The sequence below is a fragment of the Pengzhenrongella sicca genome, assembly GCF_017569225.1.
Taxonomy (GTDB): domain Bacteria; phylum Actinomycetota; class Actinomycetes; order Actinomycetales; family Cellulomonadaceae; genus Pengzhenrongella; species Pengzhenrongella sicca.
In genome coordinates this window covers 909590-932906 of sequence record NZ_CP071868.1, presented here as the reverse complement: position 1 = coordinate 932906, position 23317 = coordinate 909590, and the positions used below count along the sequence as shown (strand labels likewise).

Annotated in this window: 20 protein-coding genes; 9 read left to right on the top strand and 11 right to left on the bottom strand. The window is 73.3% G+C overall.

Translation table 11 applies throughout. The features are described from left to right. Positions 1-103 precede the first annotated feature (103 nt). A complete protein-coding gene (locus J4E96_RS04170; protein WP_227424528.1) occupies positions 104-3415 on the bottom strand; it encodes a proline dehydrogenase family protein in 3312 nt (1103 codons plus the stop codon). A 93-nt stretch (positions 3416-3508) separates the two neighbouring features. Here J4E96_RS04170 and J4E96_RS04165 point away from each other — a divergent pair, with 93 nt between their 5' ends. From J4E96_RS04165 to J4E96_RS04145, 5 genes are all read left to right on the top strand, one after another. Then, on the top strand, positions 3509-4303 hold the full coding sequence (locus tag J4E96_RS04165) for a helix-turn-helix domain-containing protein (RefSeq protein WP_227424527.1): 795 nt from the start codon (positions 3509-3511) through the stop codon (positions 4301-4303). A gap of 483 nt (positions 4304-4786) precedes the next feature. Then, positions 4787-5587, top strand: coding sequence for an aldo/keto reductase (locus J4E96_RS04160; protein WP_227424526.1), 801 nt, complete (start codon positions 4787-4789; stop codon positions 5585-5587). Further along, positions 5584-6633 carry a M15 family metallopeptidase gene (locus J4E96_RS04155; protein WP_227424525.1) on the top strand — a complete coding sequence of 350 codons (1050 nt, stop codon included), beginning with the start codon at positions 5584-5586 and terminating at the stop codon, positions 6631-6633. The genes J4E96_RS04160 and J4E96_RS04155 overlap by 4 nt, the downstream gene beginning before the upstream one ends. An 88-nt stretch (positions 6634-6721) precedes the next feature. Then, entirely contained in the window at positions 6722-8008 is a 1287-nt protein-coding gene (locus tag J4E96_RS04150; RefSeq protein ID WP_227424524.1) for a Glu/Leu/Phe/Val family dehydrogenase, read from the top strand. A gap of 44 nt (positions 8009-8052) precedes the next feature. Further along, the gene (locus J4E96_RS04145; protein WP_227424523.1) at positions 8053-9081 is read left to right on the top strand and encodes an LLM class flavin-dependent oxidoreductase; all 1029 of its coding nucleotides are present in this window, start codon (positions 8053-8055) and stop codon (positions 9079-9081) included. A 33-nt stretch (positions 9082-9114) separates the two neighbouring features. Here the strand turns inward: J4E96_RS04145 and hemQ are convergent, their stop codons facing one another. From hemQ to J4E96_RS04130, 3 genes are all read right to left on the bottom strand, one after another. After that, positions 9115-9843: a hydrogen peroxide-dependent heme synthase gene (gene hemQ / locus J4E96_RS04140; protein ID WP_227424522.1), complete on the bottom strand. Its 729-nt coding sequence runs from the start codon at positions 9841-9843 to the stop codon at positions 9115-9117. Beyond that, entirely contained in the window at positions 9840-11036 is a 1197-nt protein-coding gene (locus J4E96_RS04135) for a ferrochelatase (RefSeq protein ID WP_227425660.1), read from the bottom strand. Before J4E96_RS04135 ends, hemQ begins: the two co-directional genes overlap by 4 nt. A gap of 284 nt (positions 11037-11320) precedes the next feature. After that, positions 11321-11809: a flavodoxin domain-containing protein gene (locus J4E96_RS04130; RefSeq protein ID WP_227424521.1), complete on the bottom strand. Its 489-nt coding sequence runs from the start codon at positions 11807-11809 to the stop codon at positions 11321-11323. A gap of 150 nt (positions 11810-11959) precedes the next feature. Here J4E96_RS04130 and J4E96_RS04125 point away from each other — a divergent pair, with 150 nt between their 5' ends. Further along, positions 11960-12532: an NYN domain-containing protein gene (locus tag J4E96_RS04125; RefSeq protein ID WP_227424520.1), complete on the top strand. Its 573-nt coding sequence runs from the start codon at positions 11960-11962 to the stop codon at positions 12530-12532. A 52-nt stretch (positions 12533-12584) separates the two neighbouring features. On the opposite strand, the gene J4E96_RS04120 is transcribed toward J4E96_RS04125, so the two are convergent. The 7 genes from J4E96_RS04120 to J4E96_RS04090 all read right to left on the bottom strand — a co-directional run bounded on the left by J4E96_RS04120 (position 12585) and on the right by J4E96_RS04090 (position 19201). After that, positions 12585-13271 (bottom strand): copper resistance CopC family protein, encoded by a 687-nt coding sequence (locus J4E96_RS04120; RefSeq protein ID WP_227424519.1) that lies wholly within the window; start codon positions 13269-13271, stop codon positions 12585-12587. A gap of 160 nt (positions 13272-13431) precedes the next feature. Then, positions 13432-14163 carry an ABC transporter permease gene (locus tag J4E96_RS04115; protein ID WP_227424518.1) on the bottom strand — a complete coding sequence of 244 codons (732 nt, stop codon included), beginning with the start codon at positions 14161-14163 and terminating at the stop codon, positions 13432-13434. Continuing rightward, complete coding sequence (locus J4E96_RS04110) at positions 14160-14924, bottom strand: ABC transporter ATP-binding protein (protein ID WP_227424517.1); 765 nt, start codon at positions 14922-14924, stop codon at positions 14160-14162. The genes J4E96_RS04115 and J4E96_RS04110 overlap by 4 nt, the downstream gene beginning before the upstream one ends. 44 nt (positions 14925-14968) lie before the next feature. Further along, positions 14969-15574 (bottom strand): TetR/AcrR family transcriptional regulator, encoded by a 606-nt coding sequence (locus J4E96_RS04105; protein ID WP_227424516.1) that lies wholly within the window; start codon positions 15572-15574, stop codon positions 14969-14971. Between the two features lie 105 nt (positions 15575-15679). After that, positions 15680-16858: an acetyl-CoA C-acetyltransferase gene (locus J4E96_RS04100; RefSeq protein ID WP_227424515.1), complete on the bottom strand. Its 1179-nt coding sequence runs from the start codon at positions 16856-16858 to the stop codon at positions 15680-15682. A gap of 22 nt (positions 16859-16880) precedes the next feature. After that, on the bottom strand, positions 16881-17648 hold the full coding sequence (locus tag J4E96_RS04095; protein WP_227424514.1) for an SDR family NAD(P)-dependent oxidoreductase: 768 nt from the start codon (positions 17646-17648) through the stop codon (positions 16881-16883). Beyond that, positions 17645-19201: an acyl CoA:acetate/3-ketoacid CoA transferase gene (locus J4E96_RS04090; RefSeq protein WP_227424513.1), complete on the bottom strand. Its 1557-nt coding sequence runs from the start codon at positions 19199-19201 to the stop codon at positions 17645-17647. Before J4E96_RS04090 ends, J4E96_RS04095 begins: the two co-directional genes overlap by 4 nt. Before the next feature lie 738 nt (positions 19202-19939). Here J4E96_RS04090 and J4E96_RS04085 point away from each other — a divergent pair. From J4E96_RS04085 to J4E96_RS04075, 3 genes are all read left to right on the top strand, one after another. Further along, on the top strand, positions 19940-21079 hold the full coding sequence (locus J4E96_RS04085; protein WP_227424512.1) for an acyl-CoA dehydrogenase: 1140 nt from the start codon (positions 19940-19942) through the stop codon (positions 21077-21079). A gap of 69 nt (positions 21080-21148) precedes the next feature. Further along, positions 21149-21568 carry a MaoC family dehydratase gene (locus J4E96_RS04080; RefSeq protein WP_227424511.1) on the top strand — a complete coding sequence of 140 codons (420 nt, stop codon included), beginning with the start codon at positions 21149-21151 and terminating at the stop codon, positions 21566-21568. A 109-nt stretch (positions 21569-21677) separates the two neighbouring features. Beyond that, positions 21678-23270, top strand: coding sequence for a molybdopterin-dependent oxidoreductase (locus J4E96_RS04075; protein WP_227424510.1), 1593 nt, complete (start codon positions 21678-21680; stop codon positions 23268-23270). Positions 23271-23317 lie beyond the last annotated feature (47 nt).

Sequence of the window (23317 nt, the reverse complement as noted above, 5' to 3'; positions counted from 1 at the left end):
CGGCCCACGGGTGTGGGCGATCTGCCGGTCAACGGCCAGTTCAGGGGACCGTTTGCCCACACTCGCGCTGCGTAGAGCCGAATGCCCACACGGGCCGGCGCCGCTAGGACACGTGGCCGAAGCGGTGGCGGGTGCGGCTGACGGCCTGCTCGCGCAGGACCGTCAGGAGCTCGCGCCGGCCGCTCGCGAGCACCGGGCCGTCCAGCACCGTGACGGTGCCGGTGCGGGTCCGGGCGGCGGAGCGCAGGCCGGGCGCCGTGCCGACCACGCGGATCCGGCCCTCGACCCCGCCGCCGCGCACGCGCTCGGCGAACGCCTCGTCGCTCTCGACGCCCGCCCGGCTCACGGTCACCGGCACCTGCGCGCGCTCGGCCGCCCGCAGGACGCGGGTCACGTCGCGCTCGCGCGCGTCCGCGCCGACACGCGCCGTCAGGTGCGGGATTGGCCGGTAGCGCAGCACGTTCGTCTCGACCGCGAGCCCGCTCGGGTCGTGCTCGACGGCGAACTCCTCGGCCCACCACCGCGCGTCGTCGGCGACGGCCCAGGCCAGCCAGGCGTCGTCGTCGGCCGCGCCCCATCCCGTCGGGACCTCGGGGCCGTCCGCCCACGCGCCGAGCTCGGCGACGTAGTTGGGCCCGCCCGCCTTGGCGCCGGGGCCGACCGACGACGCCTTCCAGCCGCCGAAGGGCTGGCGGCGCACGATCGCCCCGGTGATGTGCCGGTTGATGTACGCGTTGCCGACCTCGACCCGGTCCAGCCAGGTGTCGATCTCGGCGTCGTCGAGCGAATGGATGCCACCGGTCAGGCCGAACGCGACCGCGTTCTGGAGCTCGATCGCCTCGTCGAGCGTCTCGACGCGCATGATCCCCAGCACCGGCCCGAACACCTCGGTGAGGTGGAAGAACGAACCGGGCGCGACGCCGTGCTTGACCCCGGGCGTCCACAGCAGCCCGGCGTCGTCGAGCTGGCGCGGCCGCACGAGCCACTGCTCGCCGGGCTCGAGGCTCGTCAGTGCCCGCAGCAGCTTGCCCGCGGCCGGCTCGGTGAGCCGGCCCATGCCGGTGGACAGGTCCGTGGCCGGGCCGACGCGCAGCGAGCTCACGGCGTCCGCGAGCTGGCGCCGCAGGCGGTCCGACCGGCCCGCGGTGCCGACCAGGATCAGCAGCGACAGCGCGGAGCACTTCTGCCCGGCGTGCCCGAAGGCCGACTTCACGATGTCGGCGACCGCGAGGTCGACGTCCGCCGACGCCGTCACGACCAGCGCGTTCTTGCCGGAGGTCTCCGCGAGCACCTCGAGGTCGTCGCGCCAGGACGAGAACAGCTCCGCGGTCTCGATCGAGCCGGTCAGCACGACGCGCGCGACCTCCGGGTGCGTCACGAGGCGCTTACCCGCGGCGCGATCGGGGGCCAGCACGACCTGCAGCACGTCGCGGGGCACGCCGAGGTCGTCCATCGCGCGGTGCACGGCCGCGACCGCGACCTGCGTGCAGCGCGGCGTCAGGTGCGCGGGCTTGACCAGCACCGGTGAGCCGGCCGCGAGCGCGGACAGGATCGAGCCAACCGGGATCGCGACCGGGAAGTTCCACGGCGGGGTGACGACGGTCAGGCCGCGGGGGCTGAACCGCGCGCCGGGGACGGCGCCGTCGGCGAGCAGCTCGGCCTGCTCGGCGTAGTAGCGCGCGAAGTCGACGGCCTCGCTGACCTCGGGGTCAGCCTCGGAGATCGTCTTGCCGGCCTCGGCGATCATCGTCGCGACGAGGTCGCCGCGCGCGAGCTCGAGATAGCCGGCCGCGCGGCGCAGCACCTCCCCGCGCGCGGCGGGCGCGGTGGCGGCCCACCCGGCGGCGACGGCGCGGGCCCGCTCGACGGCGGCGTCGGCGTCGGCGGGGGTCGCGAGGGTCGCGGCCGGGGGCGCCTCGACCGCGCGCACGAGCAGTTCGGCGGCCCAGTCGCGCGACTTGGCGACGGCGGCGTCGGTGTCGGGGGTGTTCGCGAACACCTCGGCGGGCGCGTCGGGCGCGACGGCGGCGCGCGGGAGGCGGCTCGGCGCGGTCGGCGGCAGCTCGGCGTCCAGGACCGACGCGACGAACGCGACGCGCTGGCCCGCGAGCCGCTGCACCGGGTCGGGCGCTCCCGAGGAGGCGAACAGCGAGTGCAGGAAGTTCTGCGCGGCGGCGTTCTCCTCCAGCCGGCGGATCAGGTACGAGATCGCGACGTCGAAGTCCTCGGCCGCGACGACGGGCGTGTACAGCAGGACGCGGCCGACGTCGTCGCGCACCGCACGCGCCTGCGCCGGCGCCATGCCTTGGAGCATCTCGATGTCGAGCGCCGGCGTCACACCGCGCTCGGTCGCGAGCAGGTGCGCGTAAGCGACGTGGAAGAGGTTGTGGCTCGCGACGCCGACGCGCACGTGCGCGGCCCGGTCCGGGCGCAGCGCGCGCTCGACGAGCCGCACGTAGTTGGCGTCGACGGCCGGCTTGATCGGGTACGGCGCCTGGGCCCAGCCGTGCAGCTCGGCCTCGACCTGCTCCATCGCGAGGTTGGCGCCCTTGACGAGGCGGACCTTGATGCGCGCGCCGCCGGCCGCGGTGCGGCGCCGGGCCATCGCGGTGATCTCGTCGAGGGCCGCGAGCGCGTCGGGGAGGTAGGCCTGGAGCACGATGCCGACCTCGAGGCCCGCGAGCTCCGGGTCCGTGAGGATCTGCTCGAAGACCGCCGTGGTCAGCGCGAGGTCCTTGTACTCCTCCATGTCGAGGTTGAGGAACGTCCCGTGGGCCTGGGCCGCGAGGTACAGCGGGCGCAGCTGCGCGACGACGCGGTCGCGGCTGCCGGCGGTGTCCCACGTCGAGAGCTGGCTCGCGACGGCGGAGACCTTGATCGAGACGTAGTCGACGTCGGGGCGCTCGATCAGCGCCCGGACCCGCCCGAGCCGGCTCGTCGCCTCGCCCTCGCCGAGCACGGCCTCGCCGAGCAGGTTGAGGTTGAGCGTGAAGCCGTCGGCGCGCGCGGCCGCGATGTGCTTCGCGAGCCCGGGGCCGGCGTCGGCCACGAGGTGGCCCACGAGCTGGCGCAGGCGCATCCGCGCGGCGGGGACGACGACGGCCGGGAGCAGCGGGGCGACGCGCGTGCCGACGCCGAGCAGCGTGCGGTCCACCGGCCCGAGGAAGCTGCCGGCCGCGCCGGTGAACGCACCGAGCCCGGCGAGCTCGCGTGCGGCGACCGCGATGTCCTGGGGGCGTGCGACGCGGTCCACGAACCGCACGGCGAGCTCGAGGCCGGCCGGGTCGGACACCAGCGCGGCAAGCCGCCCGGTGGTGCGCTTCTCGCGTGCGGTCTCCCCCGCCGCGGTCAGCCGCACCCAACGGTCCGCGAGCTCGATCGCGGCATCGGTCAGGGGCAGGGCCAGTGTGGTCATCCCAGAATCGTGCAGCCCGACGGGCCGCCGCGTCTTGTACCGATCGGGCGCACATCGTGACGGAAATCCACGTTGTGTACTCTCCGGGCTGTCATGACACCTCGAACCGCGAGCCCGGGCGCGCCGCCGCAGCGCCGGCGGTCCGGCGAGCCCGCCCCCGCCTGGCCCGAGGCGGCGGTCCTGCTGCGCTCACTCGGGCCCGAGATGCTGCTGCTGATGGACGACCTGTCCGCCACCCTGTTCTGCGCCAAGGACCCGACGGGCCGGTACGTCGCGGTGAACCGGGCGTTCGTGGTGCGCACCGGCGAGCGGTCGCGCCGCACCGTGATCGGCCGGCGCGCGGAGGACCTCTTCGGGCCGCTCGCCGACCACTACAGCCAGCAGGACGACGCCGTCATCTCGTCGGGCCAGCCGCTGCGGGGCGTGCTGGAGCTCATCCGCCGGCCGGGGAGCGTGCCGGGCTGGTACCTGACGTCCAAGATCCCCGTGCGGGTGGGCGGCGCGGTGGTCGGGCTGGTCAGCGTGTCCGAGGACCTGCGCACGTACGACGAGGCGGACGTCGCCGTGAACTCCCTCTCGCGCGTCGTCGCGCTCGTCAACGAGCGGCTCGCGGAGCAGATCACCGTGGCCGACCTCGCGAGCGCGGCGGGCTGCTCGCCGTCGACCCTTGACCGCCGGATGCACAAGGTGTTCTCGCTCTCGCCGCAGCAGTTCGTGCTGCGGACGCGGATCGACCGGGCCGCGACGCTGCTCACCGGCGGGGACCTGCCGATCGCCGAGGTCGCGACAGCGTCGGGGTTCTACGACCAGGCGGTCTTCACCCGGACCTTCGGCCGCCTCACGGGCGAGACCCCGGCCCAGTTCCGCCGCCGCTCCCACCCGAGCTAACCGGCAACTGTTCCGCCCCGCCGCGCCCCGCCCACCCCGCCCACCCTTCCCCGCCCCGCCCGGACTCGCCTCCCCCCCCCCCCCCCGCCACACGCTTTTGGGCCGAATCTGCTCGAATTGCGCACCGATTCGGCCCAAACGTGAGGGATCGCGCGGTGAGCGGCCGAGGTGGGGCGCGAGCGGCTCGACCGGGCTCGCAGCGCACCCGCTGGCCAGCGAGCCCGCCCTCTCCCGCCCTCCTGGCGGGCCGGCCGGCCCGCCAGCCCGCCCTCTCCCGCCAGCCCGCCCTCTCCCGCCAGCCCGCCCTCTCCCGCCAGCCCGCCCTCTCCCGCCAGCCCGCCCTCTCCCGCCAGCCCGCCGTCCCGCCGCCCGCCGCGCTCGGTTGTGAGAGGAATGTGAGCGGACTACGCACCGGATCCTCTGAAAACTCGGAGTGGGTGGGGGCGAATCGACCATTCGGGGGCGGGAGGCCATCATGGAGCGATGATCGCTGCGCCCGTTCCCGCCCTCGCGCTGCGCGGGGGCGACATCCCGCTGCTCGGGCTCGGCACCTGGCGCGCCGTCGGCGCCGAGGCCGAGGGTGCGGTCTCCACCGCCCTCGAGCTCGGGTATCGGCACCTCGACACCGCGACCGCCTACGGCAACGAGGCGGAGGTCGGCCGCGCGCTGGCGGCCTCGGGGGTCAGCCGTGCCGACGTCTTCGTCACCTCGAAGCTGCCGCCCGACCGCGCGGGCCACGAGCGCCGGACCCTCGAGCGGTCGCTCACCGCGCTGGGCACGACCTACCTCGACCTCTGGCTCGTGCACTGGCCCCCGAACGGCGCGGCGACGCCCGCGACGTGGGCCCGGTTCATCGAGCTGCGCGACGAGGGCCTGGTCCGCGCGATCGGCGTCTCGAACTACTCGGTCGCCCAGCTCGACGAGCTCGTCGCCGCGACCGGCGAGGCCCCCGCGGTCAACCAGATCCCCTGGAGCCCGGCCGACTTCGACGCTGGGCTGCTCGGCTCCCACGCGGCCCGCGGCGTCGAGATCGCCGGCTACAGCCCGCTGCGGCGGTCCGACCTCACCCACCCCGTCCTGACCGACATCGCCGCCCGCCACGGCGTGAGCCCCGCCCAGGTGGTGCTGCGCTGGCACCTCGAGAGCGCCGTCGTCGTCCTGCCGAAGTCCGTGCACCGCGAGCGCATCGCCGCGAACCTCGACGTGCTCAGCTTCGCGCTCGAGGCCGCCGACGTCGCGCGGATCGACGCGCTCGGCGTGAGCACGGGCGGGCGGCTCGCGTGACGCTCCGCTGGCTCGCCACGGCCACCCGCAGGCGCCTGGCCCTCGCCGTCGCCCTGGTCCTCGTGCTCGGCGTCGCCGCCGCGGCGTTCGTCGAGGTCCGCGAGCAGCGGGCCGCCGCCGCCGCCGCCGCCGCGGCCGACACCGCGCGCGCCCTCGCCCGGGCCGACCGCGCCGACGACGCCGCGCGGGCCGTCGCGGCCGCCGAGTCCGCGACCCTCGCGGCCGAACGCAGCGCGCACGCCCGCGCGGTCGAGGTCGCCGCGCGCGCCGCCGCCGACGCCGATCTCACCGCCCGGATCGCCGCGGCCGAGCCCGTCCTGGCCGCGTCGGCCGACCAGGTCGCGGACGACGCCGTCCGCCAGGCGCTCGCCGCCGCGCTCGACGGCGCCCGCGCCGCCCTGGCCGCGCGCGTGACCCTGCCGGCGCTGGCGTCCGCGGGCGCCAGCGTCGACGGCGCGCGCACGACGGTCGAGCAGGCCCACGCCGCGTGGCGGACCGAGACCGACGCCGCGGCGTCGGCGGCCGAGGACGCGGCGGCCGGCGACCAAGCGGCCGCGCCCGGCCCTGCCGCCCCGGCCGCTCCCGGCGGCGCGCCCGTGTTCGTGACGTCGGTGCCCACCGCGGACGGCGACGGCTCGAACGGCCACATGCCGGCCTCGGCGATGTGCCTGATCCCGTGGGGCACGGACCAGATCGGCAGCCCCCAGTACCTGCGCTGCGACGCCGCCGCCGCGCTCACCCGCCTCAACGACGCGTTCCGCGCGCAGTTCGGCGAGCCGATCGCGATGGACCTGACCTACCGCTCCTACGCGGACCAGGTCGCGATCCGGGCGTACTACGGCGCGCTCGCGGCCCGGCCGGGCACGTCCAACCACGGCCTCGGCCTCGCGCTCGACCTGCAGGAGTGGCCGGGCGTGTACGGCTTCGGCACGCCGCGCTACGTCTGGCTCGTCGCGAACGGCCCGGCCTTCGGCTGGTCCGCGCCCGCGAGCGTCCGCGAGGGCGCGGCCTACCCGGAGTACTGGCACTTCGAGTTCAGCCCCTGACCGGGTAGATGGCAGGGTGGGGGCGCGCGAGCAGGTCCGAGCGGTCGGCGACGATGCCGGCGGCAGGCTTTCCAGGAGGTTGACCCGCATGACCGAGCCCGTCCCGTCCACCGCACCGCCGACCCCGCACCCGCACCCGTCCCCGCTCGCGACCGCGCACGCGCAGCTCGCGAACGCCGTGAAGATCCTCGGGTACGACGAGGGGCTGCACCACATGCTCGCCTCGTCGCGGCGCGAGATCGACGTCGCGGTGCCGCTGCGGCGCGACGACGGCCGCACCGAGCTGTTCCGGGGGTACCGCGTGCAGCACAACATCTCGCGCGGGCCGGGCAAGGGCGGGCTGCGGTACGCCTCGAGCGTCGACCGCAACGAGGTGCGCGCGCTCGCGATGTGGATGACGTGGAAGTGCGCGGTCGTCGAGCTCCCGTACGGCGGGGCCAAGGGCGGCGTCACGATCGACCCGCGGCAGTACTCCCAGACCGAGCTCGAGCGCGTCACGCGCCGCTACACGAGCGAGATCATGCCGATGATCGGCCCGGAGCGGGACATCATGGCGCCCGACATGGGCACGAACGAGCAGACCATGGCGTGGGTGATGGACACCTATTCGGTGAACAAGGGCTACACGATCCAGGCCGTGGTCACCGGCAAGCCCCTGTCGATGGGCGGTTCCCTCGGGCGGGCGACGGCGACGTCGCGCGGCATCGTGCACTCCACGCGCGCCGCGCTGGCCGACGCCGGCGTGCTCCTGTCCGAGGTGCGCGTCGCGGTGCAGGGCTTCGGCAAGGTGGGCTCGCACGCGGCCCGGTTCTTCGCCGAGGCGGGCGCCAAGGTGCTCGCCGTGAGCGACCAGTATGGCGGCGTCTTCGCGCCCGCGGGCCTGGACATCGCGGCGCTGCTCGCGCACGTCGACACGACCGGGTCGGTCGTGGGCTTCGCGGGCGGCGACCCGATCGACAACACCGCCCTGCTCGGGCTAGACGTCGACGTGCTCGTGCCCGCCGCCGTCGAGGGCGTGCTCGACGAGGAGACGGCGGCGTCCGTGAAGGCCCGGTGGGTCGTCGAGGGCGCCAACGGGCCGACGACGGAGGCCGGCGACCGCGTCCTGGCCGAGCGGGGCATCGTCGTCGTCCCCGACATCCTCGCGAACGCCGGCGGCGTGATCGTCTCCTACTTCGAGTGGGTCCAGGGCGCGCAGGCGTACTGGTGGACCGAGCGCGAGATCGAGGAGCGGCTCGAGCACCGGATGCTCACGGCGTACGCGGCGGTCTCCCAGACGGCCCGCGCCGACGGCCTCACCCTGCGCGACGCCGCCCTGACGATCGGCGTGCGCCGCGTCGCCGAGGCCCACCAGATCCGCGGCCTCTACCCGTAGCGCCCCGCCGGAAGGGATCGGCGGGGGCCGGTGTTGAGGCTGGGGTGACCGACAACCGTGTGCCCCTGTCCGTGCTCGACCTCGCGACCGTGCGCGAGGACTCCACCAGCGCCGACGCGCTCGCCGACACGACGGCGCTCGCGCGCGCCGCCGACGACCTCGGCTTCCGGCGGTTCTGGGTCGCCGAGCACCACAACATGACCGCCGTCGCGTCGACGTCGCCGGCCGTCCTCATCGCGCACCTCGCGGCCTCGACGAAGAACATCCGCGTCGGCTCGGGCGGCGTGATGCTGCCGAACCACCCGGCGCTCGTCGTCGCCGAGCAGTTCGCGATGCTCGAGGCGCTGCACCCGGGCCGGATCGACCTCGGCATCGGCCGCGCGCCCGGCACCGACCCGGCGACCGCCGCCGCGCTGCGCCGCACGACCGACGGCCTCGGCGCGGAGCAGTTCCCGGCCGAACTGCTCGACGTGCTCGGCCTGCTCGGGCAGTCCCACCCCGCCCACGCGCCGTCGGCGCTCGTGCGCCGGTTCTCGGCCACGCCCGCGCAGGGCACGACGCCGGAGGTCTGGCTGCTCGGCTCGAGCACCTTCAGCGCCCGGCTGGCCGCGGCCCTCGGGGTCCGGTTCGCGTATGCGCACCACTTCGGCGCCCTGCAGACCCTCGAGGCGATGGCCGCCTACCGCGCGGAGTTCCGCCCGTCGCCCGAGCTCGCGGCGCCGCACGCGATGGTCAGCGCCTCGGTGCTGATCGCCGACTCCGCCGCGGAGGCGGCGCACCTCGCGGGCCCGAGCCGGGTCATGGCGATCAGCCTGCGCACGGGCCGCCTGGGCCCGATCGTGAGCCCGGACGACGCCGAGGGCATCCTCGCGCAGCTGCGCGGGACCGCGGCCGACGAGCTGCTCGCGAGCCTGCCCGGGACCCAGATCGCGACGACCGCCGACCGCGCCGTCGTCGAGCTGGACAAGCTGGTGGACGAGACCCGCGCCGACGAGCTGCTCGTCACGTCCACCACCTACGACGTCGCGACCCGGCGCACGACGCTCGAGCGCCTCGCCGCCGCCTGGACCTAGCCCAGGGCGTCGGTTGCCCGGGCGACCGCCCGCTCAGTCGTCGGCGGGCTGGCGGTCCGCCCACGCGGCCAGCGTCGTGCGGGGGCCCGTGTAGAACGGCAGCTCCTCGCGCACGTGCCGGCGCGCCTGCGTGGCGCGCAGCTCGCGCATGAGGTCGACGATGCGGTGCAGCTCGTCCGCCTCGAACGCGAGGATCCACTCGTAGTCGCCGAGCGCGAACGCGGCGAGCGTATTGGCGCGCACGTCCGCGTAGTCGCGCGCGGCCTGGCCGTGCTCGATCAGCATGCCGCGGCGCTCGGCCTCGGGCAGCACGTACCACTCGTAGGACCGCACGAACGGATACACGCACAGGTACTGGCGCGGCGGCTCGCCCGAGATGAAGGCAGGCAGGTGCCCGCGGTTGAACTCAGCGGGCCGGTGCAGCGCCGCGACGGACCAGACCGGCGTGAGGTACCGGCCGAGGCCCGACTTGCGCAGCCGCTGGTAGGCGCCCTGGACGGCCTCGATCGAGTCGCCGTGCCACCAGACCATGAGGTCGGCGTCGGCCCGCAGCCCGCCGACGTCGTACCAGCCCCGGAGCGTGAGGTCGCCGTCGCCGGTGGTGACCGCCTCCTCGGCCTCGGCGACCAGCGCACTGCGCGCGACGTCGTCGGCCGGCAGCGCGCCGTCGAGCGCGAACACCGAGAACATCGCGTACCGGATCTGGCTGTTCGGGTCGGTCGGATCGTTCGAGTCGGTCGAGGCCGGGGTGCTGGCGGTCATGAGGCGGTCCATTCGGTCGGGTCGGAATCCTCGCCGCAGGCCGCGGGCACGCCGGAGTCGACGCCGGCGCGCTGGCGGCAGCAGCCGGCGCGGCACACGTCCGGCCAGGCGCCGAGGGCGCCCACGGCGACCGGCTCGACGTCCTCGCCGCGCTCGCGCGCCGCGCGCTCGAGCACCAGGTCGACCAGCCCGGCGACGAACGCCGGCCGGGTCGAGACGGTGCCCGCGCGGACGGCGGTAAGGCCGAGCTCGGCGGCCGTCTCCATCGCCTCGGTGTCGAGGTCGAACGCGACCTCCATGTGGTCGGAGATGAAGCCGATCGGCGAGAGCACGACGGAGCGCACCCCCTCCCCCGACAGCTCCTTGAGCACGTCGTTCACGTCGGGCTCGAGCCACGGCTGGCTCGGCGGGCCCGACCGCGAGCAGAACGCGAGCCGCCACGGCACCGCGTGCCCGACGAGCTCGGCGACCCGCGCGGCCACGAGCGCCGCGACGTCGAGGTGCTGGGCGGCGTAGCTCGGCCGCTGCGCGCCCGACCCCTCCTCCATGACGTCCGGGATCGAGTGGGTCACGAACACCAGCGGCGCCGCCGACGCCGCGTCCCCGGCCCCGCCGCCCGCCGCGCCGGCGCCCGCCTCGCGCCGGGCACGCAGGGCGGCGTACGCGTCGGCGATCGCCTCCGCGTTCGCCTGGACGAAGCCGGGGTGGTTGAAGTAGTGCCGCAGCTTGTCGACGACGAGCGCCGGGACGGCCGCGGCGTCGTCGGCCGCCGGCTGCGCGGCGAGCGCGGCGAGCGTGGCCGCGAGGTTCTCGCGGTACTGCCGGCAGCCCGAGTACGAGCCGTACGCGCTGGTCACGATCGCGAGCACGCGCCGGGCGCCGCCGGCGCGCAGGTCGGCGAGGGCGTCCACCGTGTACGGCTCCCAGTTGCGGTTGCCGAAGCCGATCGGCAGGTCGACGCCGCGCCGGCCGAGCTCCTCGTGCAGCGCCGCGATGAGCTCGAGGTTGTGCCCGTTGATCGGGCTGCGACCGCCGAAGTGGTCGTAGTGGGCGCCGACCTCGACGAGCCGGGCCTCGGGGATGTGTTTGCCGCGCGTCACGTTGCGCAGGAACGGCAGCACGTCGGCCGGCCCGTTCGGACCGCCGAACGAGTACAGCAGGATCGCGTCGTACGGCAGCGGGTCGGACGGCATGCCGTCGGACGGTATGCCGTCGGACGGCAGCGGGTCGGCGCCGGGAGCTCGGTCGGGGCGTACGGCAGCGGGAGTCACGGTCTGGGGGGCCACCGTTCGATTCTGGCATCGTCCCCGCCGCTCGCCACCGCGCCCCCGCGCGTCGGGGGGTGACATCGTCGCGACGGGGCGTCAGCACGCACCCCCGGCCGGCCTGGCGCGCCCGCGCCGGTGGCTCAGCGCGCCCGCGCCGGTGGCCCAGCACGCCCGCTCCGGCGGGTCTCGCTCGCCAGCTCGTCCGGGCTTTAGCTCGCCAGCTCGTCCGCGATCTGGCCGGCCCAGCCGACGACGGCGGCCATGTCGCGGTGGTCGCCCTCCTTGCCGCGAGCGGCCGCGATGATGGCGCGCTCGGCGAGCGTGAGCTCGCCGCGGTCGAGGCGGCCGCCGAAGGCGCGGTGCGAGCTGGCGTGCGTCGCCTCCATCAGGTCCTGCGTCTCCGCCGGCGAGTTCGCGGCGGCGGCGGGCGCCGTCGCGAGCCCGGACGAGAACAGCCACACCCGCTTGGTCGGGAGCTCGGCCGCGAACCGGACCGCGAACTCGCGGGCGTCGGGCAGCCAGTGCGCGGTGTACACCGCGGAGCCGAGGATCACGGCGTCGTACGGGTCGATCGAGACGACGTCGGCGGGGGCCGCGAGGTCGACCTCGTGCCCGCGGGACCTCAGCTCGGCTTCGATGCGCGAGCCGATCTCCTGGGTGCCACCATGCCGCGACGCGACCGTCACAAGAACTCGCATTGCCCGTGTCCTCTCATGGTCCGGCGGTGCCAGACCTCTTCGACCATCGTGGGTCAGATCAGGGTGGCACACAGTAGGCCTGAGGTCCCGGACCGCCCGGCGGTGCGGCGAAAGCGTGCGAGCCGCGCGCGGGCGCCTAGGCTCGGATCCGTGCAGACACCGGCGAGCGAGCGCACCACGTACATCCTGGTCGACGGCGAGAACATCGACGCCACGCTGGGCTCGGCGATCTTCAACGGTCGCCCGACGCCCGAGCAGCGCCCGCGCTGGGAACGCGTGCTCGACTTCGCCCGCAAGCGCTGGGACCAGCCCACGAAGGGTCTGTTCTTCCTCAACGCCTCCTCGGGCTCGATGCCGATGGCGTTCGTGCAGGCGCTGATCGCGCTCGGCTACCGGCCGATCCCGCTCGCGGGCGAGGCGCGCGAGAAGGTCGTCGACATCGGCATCCAGCGCACGCTCGCAGCGATCAAGGACCGCCAGGGCGACGTCATGCTCGTCAGCCACGACGGCGACTTCGCGGCCGACATCGAGCGGCTGCTCACGGGCGACCGCCGCGTCGGCCTGCTCGCGTTCGGCGAGTTCACGAGCGGCAGCCTGACGCAGCTCACCGAGCAGGGCCTCGAGCTGTTCGACCTCGAGCGCGACGTCCAGGCGTTCAACGTGCCGCTCCCGCGGCTGCGGATCATCCCGATCGCCGAGTTCGACCCGCTGCACTACCTCTGAGGCGCTCGCCGCCGATCAGGCGCTAGCCACGCTGGCGCTAGCCGCCCAGGCGCTAGCCGCCCTGGCGGGTGCGCCACACCCGCCAGCCCGCGGCTGCGAGCGCGACCGCAGCGGCGGCAAGGACCCAGGGCAGGGGCGACCCGGCCCCGTCCTGCGCGTCGCGAGCGGCGTCGTCCTCCGCGTCGCTCGACGAGGCGGCGGACGTCCCTGCGGGGCTCGTTGGCACGAGGCTCGACGGCGCGGCGCTCGGCGCCACCTCGACCTGCTCCCCCGACGGCGCGCCGGTGGGCGCGACGACGTCGGGCGCGGCCGGAGCGGCTACGGCGCCGGTCGCCACGAACGTGAGCTGCCCGGAGACGGGGTGGCCGTCGGCCGAGGTCACCCGGTACTGCACGGTGTAGGTGCCGGCGGGCCGGTCGGCGACGAGCGCCTGGCTCACCGTCGCGTCCGTCAGCACGACGGCGCCGGTGCTCACGGTCGCCCCGTCCGGGCCGAGCACGACGATCTCGGTGCCGAGGGCGACGGCGGGCTCGGCGAACACCAGGTCGACCGTCGCCGGCGCGGCCTCGACGGTCGAGCCGTCGGCCGGGGTCGCCGAGACGAGCGCGTCGTGCGCCGACGCGGGGCTCGCGGCGCCGAACAGAATCAGCGCGAGGATGGCCGCCCCCGCGGCGGCCGCAATCATCGCGCGAGCCCGGAATGGGCCAGGACGTGCGGAGATGGACGGCAGCTCAGTCATGGCGCCACCCTACGGCCGGTCTCGGAGAGGATCGGCAACTCGATCACTCTGCCGCGAGATCGTCCATCCGCGGTGAAGTCGTCCCTTCGCGGTGAGATCGTCCCTCCTGAGGCACGACCTCGCCGCAGATGGACTACTTCGGGTGCCCGGCACGGCCCGGCTAGGCCGTCCGGCGGCGCAGCGTCGTCGCGCCGACCACGATGGCCACCACGATGAAACCGACGATCACCACGACGTCCCCCCAGATCCCGCTCACGTCCGTGCTGCTCGCGAGGGTCTGCATCGCCTGGACGCCGTAGGTGAGCGGCAGCACGGTCGAGATCGCCTCGAGCACCGCCGGCATCTGCTCGCGCGGCATGATCAGCCCGCACAGGATCACCTGCGGAAAGATGACCGCGGGCATCATCTGCACCGCCTGGAACTCCGTGCGCGCCGCGGCCGATGCCGCGATCCCGAGCGCCGTGCCGAGCACGGCGTCGAGCACGGCGACGAGGATGACGGCCCACAGCGGGCCGGCGACCGTCATCCCGTAGAGCCCGACCGTGACCGCGACGAGCACGACGGCCTGGACCGCCGCCACGACCCCGAACGCGAGCGCGTAGCCGACGACGACGTCGCCGCGCCCGACCGGCATCGTCATGAGCCGCTCGAGCGTCCCGCTCAGCCGCTCGCGCAGCATGGTCACGCTGGTCACCAGGAACATCACGATGAGCGGGAACAGCCCGAGCAGCGTCGGGCCGAGCGTGTCGAGCACCGAGGTCCCGTCGAACATCCACGCGACGAGCCCGAGAAGCAGGCACGGCAGCACCACGATCAGCGCGATCGTGCGCGGGTCGTGCCGCACCTGGCGCAGCACGCGGGCGGCCGTCGCGAGCGACATCCGGGGGCTCATCGCCCACCTCCCTCGACGAGCGCGAGGAACGCGTGCTCGACGTCCGGAGTTCCGGTGCGTTCGAGCAGCTCGGGCAGGGTCGCGTCGGCGAGCAGCGCTCCGGCGCGCATGAGCAGCAGCCGGTCGCAGCGCACGGCCTCGTCCATCACATGGCTCGAGACCAGCAGCGTGACGCCCGTCGCGGCGAGCCGCCCGAACAGGTCCCAGAGGTCCCGGCGGAGCACGGGGTCGAGGCCGACGGTCGGCTCGTCGAGCACGAGCAGCCGCGGCGAGCCGAGCAGCGCGGCCGCGAGCGACACCCGCGACCGTTCGCCGCCCGACAGGGTCGACACGCGCCGGGTGGCGCTCGAGGCGAGGTCGACGGCGTCGAGCACCCGGTCGACGTCGGCGGCGTCGGCCCCGAGCAGCGTCGCGAAGTAGTGCAGGTTCTCCGCGACCGACAGGTCCGGGTAGACGCTCGGCGCCTGCGTGACGTAGCCGACCTCGCGGCGCAGCGCGGGGTGCCCCGCCGGGCGGCCGAGAACGCTCACGGTCCCGGCCGCGACGACCTGCACACCGACGATCACGCGCATGAGGGTGGACTTGCCGGACCCGCTCGGCCCGAGCAGGCCGACGACCTCGCCCGCCGCGACCGTGAGCTCGATGCCGGGGATGACGACGGCGCCGCCGCGCACGACCCGCAGCCCGGCGATCTCGACCGCGAGTCCGCCCGCGCGTGCCCGGGAGCCCGAGGACCCACCGGCGTTCTCGTATTTCTTCACGTGAGGAATTCTCGCGCACCGCGGCGCCGCGCGCAAGAGGCCTGTCAGGGCGCGCCGTCGACGAGCCGCTGGAGGTTCGGCGCGAGCCAGCGCGCGACGGCGTCCTCGTCGGCCGAGGCGAGCGGCTCAAGCCGGAGCACGTAGCGCCCCATCGCGACGCCGACGATGTGCATCCCGATGAGCTCGGCCCGTAGCAGGGCGTCGTCCCCGCGCAGGCGCGGCGCGATCTCGCCGGCGACCTCGCTCGCGATGAACTCGGCGAGGCCCGCGCCGGTGTGCTCGCTCGAGGACGCCGCCGCGATCAGCGCCCGCATCCGCTGGCGCCCCTCCGGCGGGTCCCACACGGAGAAGAACAGCGCGACCAGGCGCCGGCCGAGGCCGTCCGTCCCGCCCTCGAACAGCGCGCCGATCAGGACCCCGGGCCGGCCGGGCAGCCCGCTGACCGCGGCGAACAGGTCCGCCTTCGCCCCGAAGTAGTGCCGCACGAGGGCAGGGTCGACCCCCGCCCGCCGGGCGACCGCCCGCATGCTGGTGCCGTCGAACCCGTGGTCGGCGAACTCGGTCCGCGCGGCCGTCATGATCGCCGCGCGCGTGTCCGTGCCGGCCGGGCGCGGGCCGCGCGTGCGCGGCGGTGGGGGCGAGGAGGTCATGCGCGCACGCTATCGCTGCGCCGCACGCGCAACAGGCACCGCCCCCGAGCGAACCGGGGGCGATGCCCGTGCGTGCTCGCCGACCTGCGGCGAGGTGGAGCAGACCTAGCGCGAGACGACGAGCGCCGTGCCCTGGCCGCCGCCGATGCAGAGCGTCGCGAGGCCGTTCTTCGCGTCCCGACGCTGCATCTCGTGCAGCAGCGTCACGAGGATCCGCGCGCCGCTGGCCCCGACCGGGTGCCCGATGGCGATGGCGCCACCGTTGACGTTGGTCTTCTCGGGGTCGAGCTTGAGCTCCTGCGCGACCGCGAGCACCTGCGACGCGAAGGCCTCGTTGGCCTCGACGAGGTCGATGTCCTCGATCACGAGCCCGGCCCGCGACAGCGCCTTGCGGCTCGCCGGGATCGGCCCGGTCCCCATCACCTTGGGGTCCACGCCGGCGGACGCCCAGGACACGATCGTGGCCATCGGGGTCAGCCCGAGCTCGTCGGCCTTCTCCTTGGACATGATCACGAACGCCGCGGCGCCGTCGTTGATGCCCGACGCGTTGCCCGCCGTGACGGTCCCGTCCTTCTTGAACGCGGTCCGGAGCTTGCTCAGGCCCTCGATCGTCGTGCCCGCGCGCGGGAACTCGTCCGCGGCGAAGACCACCGGGGCGCCCTTGCGCTGGGGGATCTCGACGGGGAGGATCTCGGCGTCGAACTTGCCCGCCTTCGCGGCGGCCTCGGCCCGGTTCTGGCTCTGAACCGAGTAGACGTCCTGGGCCTCGCGCGTGATGCCGAACTGCTCCGCGACGTTCTCCGCCGTGATGCCCATGTGGATGTCGTTGAAGGCATCCCAGAGGCCGTCCGTGATCATCGAGTCGATGATCGTGGAGTTGCCCATGCGGTAGCCCGTGCGGGCCTTGTCGAGCAGGTACGGCGCCAGCGACATGGACTCCATGCCGCCCGCGATCACGATCTCCGCGTCGCCGGCCTGGATCGCCTTGGCGGCGAGCTCGGCGGTCTTGAGGCCGGAGCCACAGACCATGTTGAGGGTCCACGCCGGGATCTCCTGCGGGACTCCCGCCTTCACCGCGGCCTGGCGCGCGGGGTTCTGCCCGAGCCCCGCCTGGATGACGTTGCCCATGATGACCTCGTCGACCTGGTCCGCCGTGATGCCGGCCCGCTTGACGGCCTCGGCGATCACGAGCGCGCCGAGCTCGACGGCCGGGATCTTGGCCAACGAGCCGCCGAACGATCCGACGGCGGTGCGAACTGCACTGACAATGACTACTTCGCGCATGTCGTGTTCTCCTGACTTCGAACTAGATGAAGCTGCCGCCATTGATGTCCAGGACGGCACCGGTGATGTACGCCGAGGCGTCCGAGGCCAGGAAGAGGGCCGCGTCGGCAATTTCCTTCGGGTCCGCGAAACGCTTCATCGGGATGGTCGCGATCAGCGCGTCGAGCTGCTCTTTCGGGTACTTCAGCATCATGTCGGTGTTGATGTATCCGGGGGCCAGCGCGTTGACGGTGATGCCCTTGCTGACGTTCTCGACGGCGGTCACCTTGGTGAGCCCGATGAGGCCCGCCTTCGTGGACGCGTAGTACCCGGTGCCGAAGACGCCGACCCGGGCCGTCAGGGACGACATGTTGACGATGCGGCCGTAGCCGTTGGCGCGCATGGACGGCAGCACAGCCTTGGTGCAGAGCATCGGGCCGGTCAGGTTGACCGCGACGACGGCGTTCCAGTTGTCGAGGTTCGCCTTGTGGACGAGCCCGTCCTTGTTGATGCCGGCGTTGTTGACCAGGATGTCGACCTTGCCGAACTGCTCGATGACGCTCGCGACCATCGCGTCGACCTGGTCTTCCTTGCTGACGTCGGCGAGGAAGAGCTCGGCCTTCACGCCGAGCGCGCGCAGCTCGGCGACGGTCTCGCCGGCCTTGTCCTTGTTGAAGGGGATGTCGTTGACGGCGATCGAGGCACCCTCGTTCGCGAGCGCGAACGCGATGGCCTTGCCGATTCCCTGGCCGCTGCCCGTGACGAGTGCAACCCTGTTTTCAACCTTCATAATTCGCACCGCTTCCATCATAGAGAAACTCGAGCCATTGCTACCTGGCGGAAAAAGAGGGGGTCCATCAGCTTCAGTGACGGGGAGATGATCGGGACGAAGTCCATCATCTTGAGGATGTCCTTCTCGAGGTCGATGCCGGGGGCGATCTCGTCGATGACGAGCCCCTCGTCGCTCGAGGAGAACACCGCGCGCTCGGTGACGTAGAGCACGCGCTGGCCCTTGCTGCGCGAGTACGCCCCGCTGAACGTCACGTGCTCGACGTCCTGGACCAGCTTGGCGACCTTGCCCTCGCGGACGATGACGAGCTGGCCGTCCGTGACCTCGACCTGGAGGCCGCCCGCGGTGAACGCACCGCAGAAGACGACGCTCTTGGCGGTCTGCGAGATGTTGATGAACCCGCCGGCGCCCGCGATCCGGGTGCCGAACTTGCTCACGTTCACGTTCCCGTGGCTGTCGAGCTGCGCCATCCCGAGCACGGCGACATCGAGCCCGCCGCCGTCGTAGAAGTCGAACTGGTTCGGGGAGTCGACGATGCAGTCCGGATTGAAGCTCGCCCCGAAGCTGAGGCCGCCGGCCGGGACGCCACCGATGGGCCCGGACTCGACGGTCAGGACGAACTGGTCAAGGATCCCCTCCTCCGCGGCCACCGAGGCGACGCCCTCGGGGATGCCGATCCCGAGGTTGACGACGGCGTCGCGGTGGATCTCCACGAGCGCGCGGCGCGCGATGATCTTGCGCTCGTCGAGCGGGATGGCCTTCAGGCCGGTCAGCGGCAGCCGCACCTCCCCGCTGTACGCGGGGCTGTACTGCTGCGCGAAGGACTGCATGTGGTACTCCGGGCGGGTCGCGACCACGAGCGCGTCGACGAGGATGCCGGGGATCTTGACGACCCGGGCGTTCAGCCCGCCGGACTGCACGATGCGCTCGACCTGCGCAATGACGATGCCGCCACTGTTCTTGGCGGCCTGCGCGATGGACAGCCCCTCGAGGGTCGCGGCCTCGTGCTCGAACGACAGGTTGCCGTCCTCGTCGGCCGACGTGGCCCGCAGCAGCGCGACGTTCACCGGGAACGAGTGGTAGAGCAGGTACTCGCTGCCCCGCAGCTCGACCAGCTCGACCATGTCGTCGGTCGTGACGTCGTTGAGCTTCCCGCCGCCGTTGCGCGGGTCGACGAACGTCTGCAGCCCGACGTGGGTGAGGGTGCCCGGCTTGCCCGCCGCGATGTCGCGGAACAGGTGGGTGATCACGCCCTGCGGGAAGTTGTAGGCCTCGATCTTGCCCTCGACCGCAAGCTTGCCGAGCTTGGGCAGGAGGTTCCAGTGACCGCCGACGACCCGCTTGACCAGCCCCTCGTGGGCGAGGTGGTTGATCCCCCGCTCCTTCATGTCGCCGCCGCCGGCGCCGTACACGATGCCGAGGTTCACGGGCGACCCGGTGTCGAGGAAGCGCTTCTCCAGCGCGAGCGAAAGCTCCTCCGGGTGGCCCATCCCGACGAACCCGGCGACGCCGAGCATGTCGCCGTCTTTGATCAGGGTGATCGCTTCTGCCGCAGTCAAGACTGGTTTCTTCATCGATTCCTCCTGCCTACGCCAGCCCGAGAGCTCGTGACTGGCAGGTAAGCAACTCGGCGATTGATTGACAGTTACTCAAAGAAGAGCCGTGCAGTGGCGTTCGTGCCTGGCGGCCCGAGCACCGAAGCCACCGGTCAGGCGTGAGCGAGATCGGCGCCGCAGGCGGCGAAATGCTCGACGCACACCCGGCGGTTTCGGTGGTGCCTGACGCCAGCATCACACGCATGTCCGGGCTGCCCCCGGGCCTTTGGTCCGCTCCCCACCTGGGCGCACACCCGCCCCGACGTCGTCTGTGAAGCCCTGCGGCCCGATGCTGGTCGGGCGCGTCACCGCGCGCCCTCAAAGGTGTCCCGACGTGCCACGTTCGACCTGGGCAGGCCCGAGATCAGCCAGTGTCACCGCGATGTGTCACCTACCCGACCACGGTAACAGCCGGGCGCCTCGAGGGACCCAGGCGACGGCCTACGTCGGGTCCTGATACGGAGGCTACGATCGTTTTGCACCGTGAAACAGGCCGCGACGGCCGTGGATCTCGCGGTCGCCCAACCGAGGCAGGAGCGTGCCGCAGTGCGCGGCGCGCTGGCCGCGGCGGGCGACGGTCGGCAGACGGTGGTGCTCAGCTTGACGAGCGGATGCACGAGGAACCCGGCCTGCGAAGGAGTCGTCCGGAATCTTTCGTGGCCCGTGGCCGCTCGCCCAGCAGTTCTGCAAAACACAATTCTTTTGGAGGAATTCCCGATGGACTTTGGATTGAGTGAAGAGCAGCAGCTGATTCAGGACATGGTGAAGGACTTCGCTGCGAGCGAGGTGGCGCCGATCGCGGCGGAGATCGACCGCGACCACCGCTTCCCGGCCGAGCTGCTGCCGCAGATGGCCAAGCTCAACCTCATGGGCGTGCCGTTCCCCGAGGAGTTCGGCGGCGCCGGCGCCGACAACGTCTCCTACGTCATCGTGCTCGAGGAGCTCGCGCGCGCCTGTGCGAGCACCTCGGTCATCGTCTCGGCCCACACCTCGTTGTGCACGTGGCCGATCTTCGCCTTCGGCACGCAGGAGCAGAAGGAGAAGTACGTCACCGGCCTGGCCAGCGGCGAGATGCTCGGCGCGTTCGCGCTGACCGAGCCCGGCGCCGGCACCGACGCGGCCGCCGGCAAGGCGACCGCCGTCCTCGACGGCGACGAGTACATCCTCAACGGCTCGAAGATCTTCATCACCAACGGCGGGTTCGCCGACGTCTACATCGTCACCGCGATGACCGACCAGAGCGCCGGCACGCGCGGCATCAGCGCGTTCATCGTCGACAAGGACGCCCCCGGCTTCACGGTCGGCGAGCGCGAGCACAAGATGGGCATCAAGGCCTCGAGCACCACGCCGCTGTACTTCTCGGACTGCCGCATCCCGAAGTCCGCGCTGCTGGGCCAGGAGGGCAAGGGCTTCAAGATCGCCATGCAGACCCTCGACGGCGGCCGCATCGGCGTCGCCGCCCAGGCACTCGGCATCGCGCAGGGCGCCCTCGACGCCGCCGTGGCGTACGCCAAGGAGCGCGTGCAGTTCGGCAAGCCGATCGCGACCCTGCAGGCCATCCAGTGGATGATCGCCGACATGGCCACCGAGATCGAGGCCGCCCGCCTGCTCGTCTACCGCGCCGCCTGGAACAAGGACAACGGCCTGCCGTACACGAAGGAAGCCGCCATGGCCAAGCTGTTCGCGGCCGAGGTGTCGACCCGCGTCGCCGGCAAGGCGATCCAGATCCACGGTGGCTACGGCTTCACCGAGAGCTACTCGGTCGAGCGCGCGTACCGCGACGCGAAGATCACCGAGCTCTACGAAGGCACGTCCGAGGTCCAGCGCCTCGTCATCGCCGGTGCGACCCTGCGCTGAGCTCGCCCTGCAGCGCGGCTGCGCTGCTCGCCCTACCGCACGTGAATAACCGAAGGAGTGGAATACGCAATGAAGGAACTTGCCTACGCCGACATCAACATCGGTGACAGCGCGTCGTTCGCCAAGACGATCACCGAGGGCGACGTCGTGAACTACGCCGGCCTCACGGGCGACTTCAACCCGGTGCACATCGATGCCGAGTACGCCAAGGAGTCGATGTTCAAGGAGCGGATCGCCCACGGCATGCTCGTGTCCGGCCTGATCTCCGCGGTGCTCGGCACGCAGCTGCCCGGCGCCAACTCCCTGTACCTGGGGCAGGACCTCAAGTTCAAGGCGCCCGTCAAGATCGGTGACACCGCGACCGCGACCGTCACCGTGACCGAGAAGCGCGACGACAAGCGGATCATCACGCTCAAGACGACCGTCACGAACCAGGACGGCGTCGTCGTCATCGACGGCAGCGCCGTCATCAAGAAGGTCGGCCTCTAGGCCAGTACGCCGGCTCCGCACCGCGGAGCCACGCGCGACGAAACCCCCGCCGGGTGGTCAACGGCGGGGGTTTCGTGCGCCCGGGCCGATCCGGCCTGATACTCGACGCATGGGCACCCCCTCCCCCGGCCGGACCGAGCCGGCGCACGTGCAGTGGCTCGCGGCGCTCGCGGGCGTGCTCGCCGCCGCGACCACCCTCGGGATCGCGCAGCTCGTCGCCGCGATCGTCGCGCCCGACTCCGCCCCCTTGGTCGCGGTCGGCGGGGCGTTCATCGACGCGACCCCCGCGTGGCTCAAGGACTTCGCGGTGGCCACGTTCGGCACCGCGGACAAGGCCGTCCTGCTCCTGGGCATGGGGCTCGTGATCGGCGCGCTCGCGGCGCTCGCGGGCGTGCTCGCGCGCCGGCGGTGGGCGGTCGGGGCGAGCCTGGTGGTCGCCCTCGGCGCCGTCGGCGCGCTCGCGGCGACGCTGCGCCCCGGGGCAGGCCCGACCGCCGCCCTCGCGAGCATCGTCGGCGCGGGCGCGGGACTGCTCGCGCTGCGCACGCTGCTCGCGCGGCTGCCCGCGAGCCCCGCACCCGCGCCGGCGAACCCCGCACCGACCACACCCCGGCCGGCCAGCGCCGCGGGCGGCGCTGACCGGCGCGCGTTCCTCACCGCCGCCCTCGTCACGGCGGCCGTGGCGGCGGTCGCCGCCGTCGGCGGCCAGCTCGTGAGCGTGTCGAGCCGGACCGTCGCCGCCGCGCGCGCCGCCCTGCGGCTGCCCAGCCCGGCCCGCGCGGCGGCGGCGCTGCCCGCGGGGGTCGAGACCGACGTCGTCGGCGTCACCTCGTTCGTCACCCCGAACGCGGACTTCTACCGCATCGACACCGCGCTCCTGGTCCCGCAGGTCGACGCCGACACCTGGTCCGTCCGGGTGCACGGCCTGGTCGAGGAGGAGGTCACGATGACCTTCGCCGAGCTCCTCGACGCCGAGCTCATCGAGTCGTGGACCACGCTGACCTGCGTGTCGAACGAGGTCGGCGGCGACCTGATCGGCAACGCGAAGTGGCTCGGCTACCCGATCCGCGAGCTGCTCGCCCGCGCGCGGCCGACCGCCGGCGCCGACATGGTGCTGTCGAAGAGCGTGGACGGCTGGACCGCGTCGACGCCGCTCGGCGCGCTCACGGACGACCGCGACGCGGTGCTCGCGATCGGCATGAACGACGAGCCGCTGCCGGTCGCGCACGGCTTCCCGGTCCGGATGGTCGTGCCCGGGCTGTACGGGTACGTCTCGGCGACCAAGTGGGTGGTGGACCTCGAGGTGACCCGGTTCGCGGATGCGCGCGCGTACTGGTCCGACCGCGGCTGGTCCGAGCTCGGCCCCATCAAGACGGCCTCGCGGATCGAGGTGCCCGCCGCGGGCAGCTCGGTCGACGCCGGCACCGTCGCCGTCGGCGGCACCGCGTGGGCCCAGCACCGCGGCGTCGTGGCGGTCGAGGTCCAGGTGGACGACGGCGAGTGGGCGGCCGCGGAGCTCGCGACCGAGGCGTCCGTCGACACCTGGCGGCAGTGGTCCTACCGCTGGGAAGCGACCGCGGGCGAGCACCGGCTCAGGGTGCGCGCCACGGACGCCGACGGCGTCGTCCAGACGGTCGACGTCGCGGCCCCCGCCCCGGACGGCGCGACCGGGTGGCACTCGGTCGACGTCACGGTGCGCTGAGCGCCCGACGTCACGGTGCGCTGAGCGCCCGACGTCACGGTGGCTGA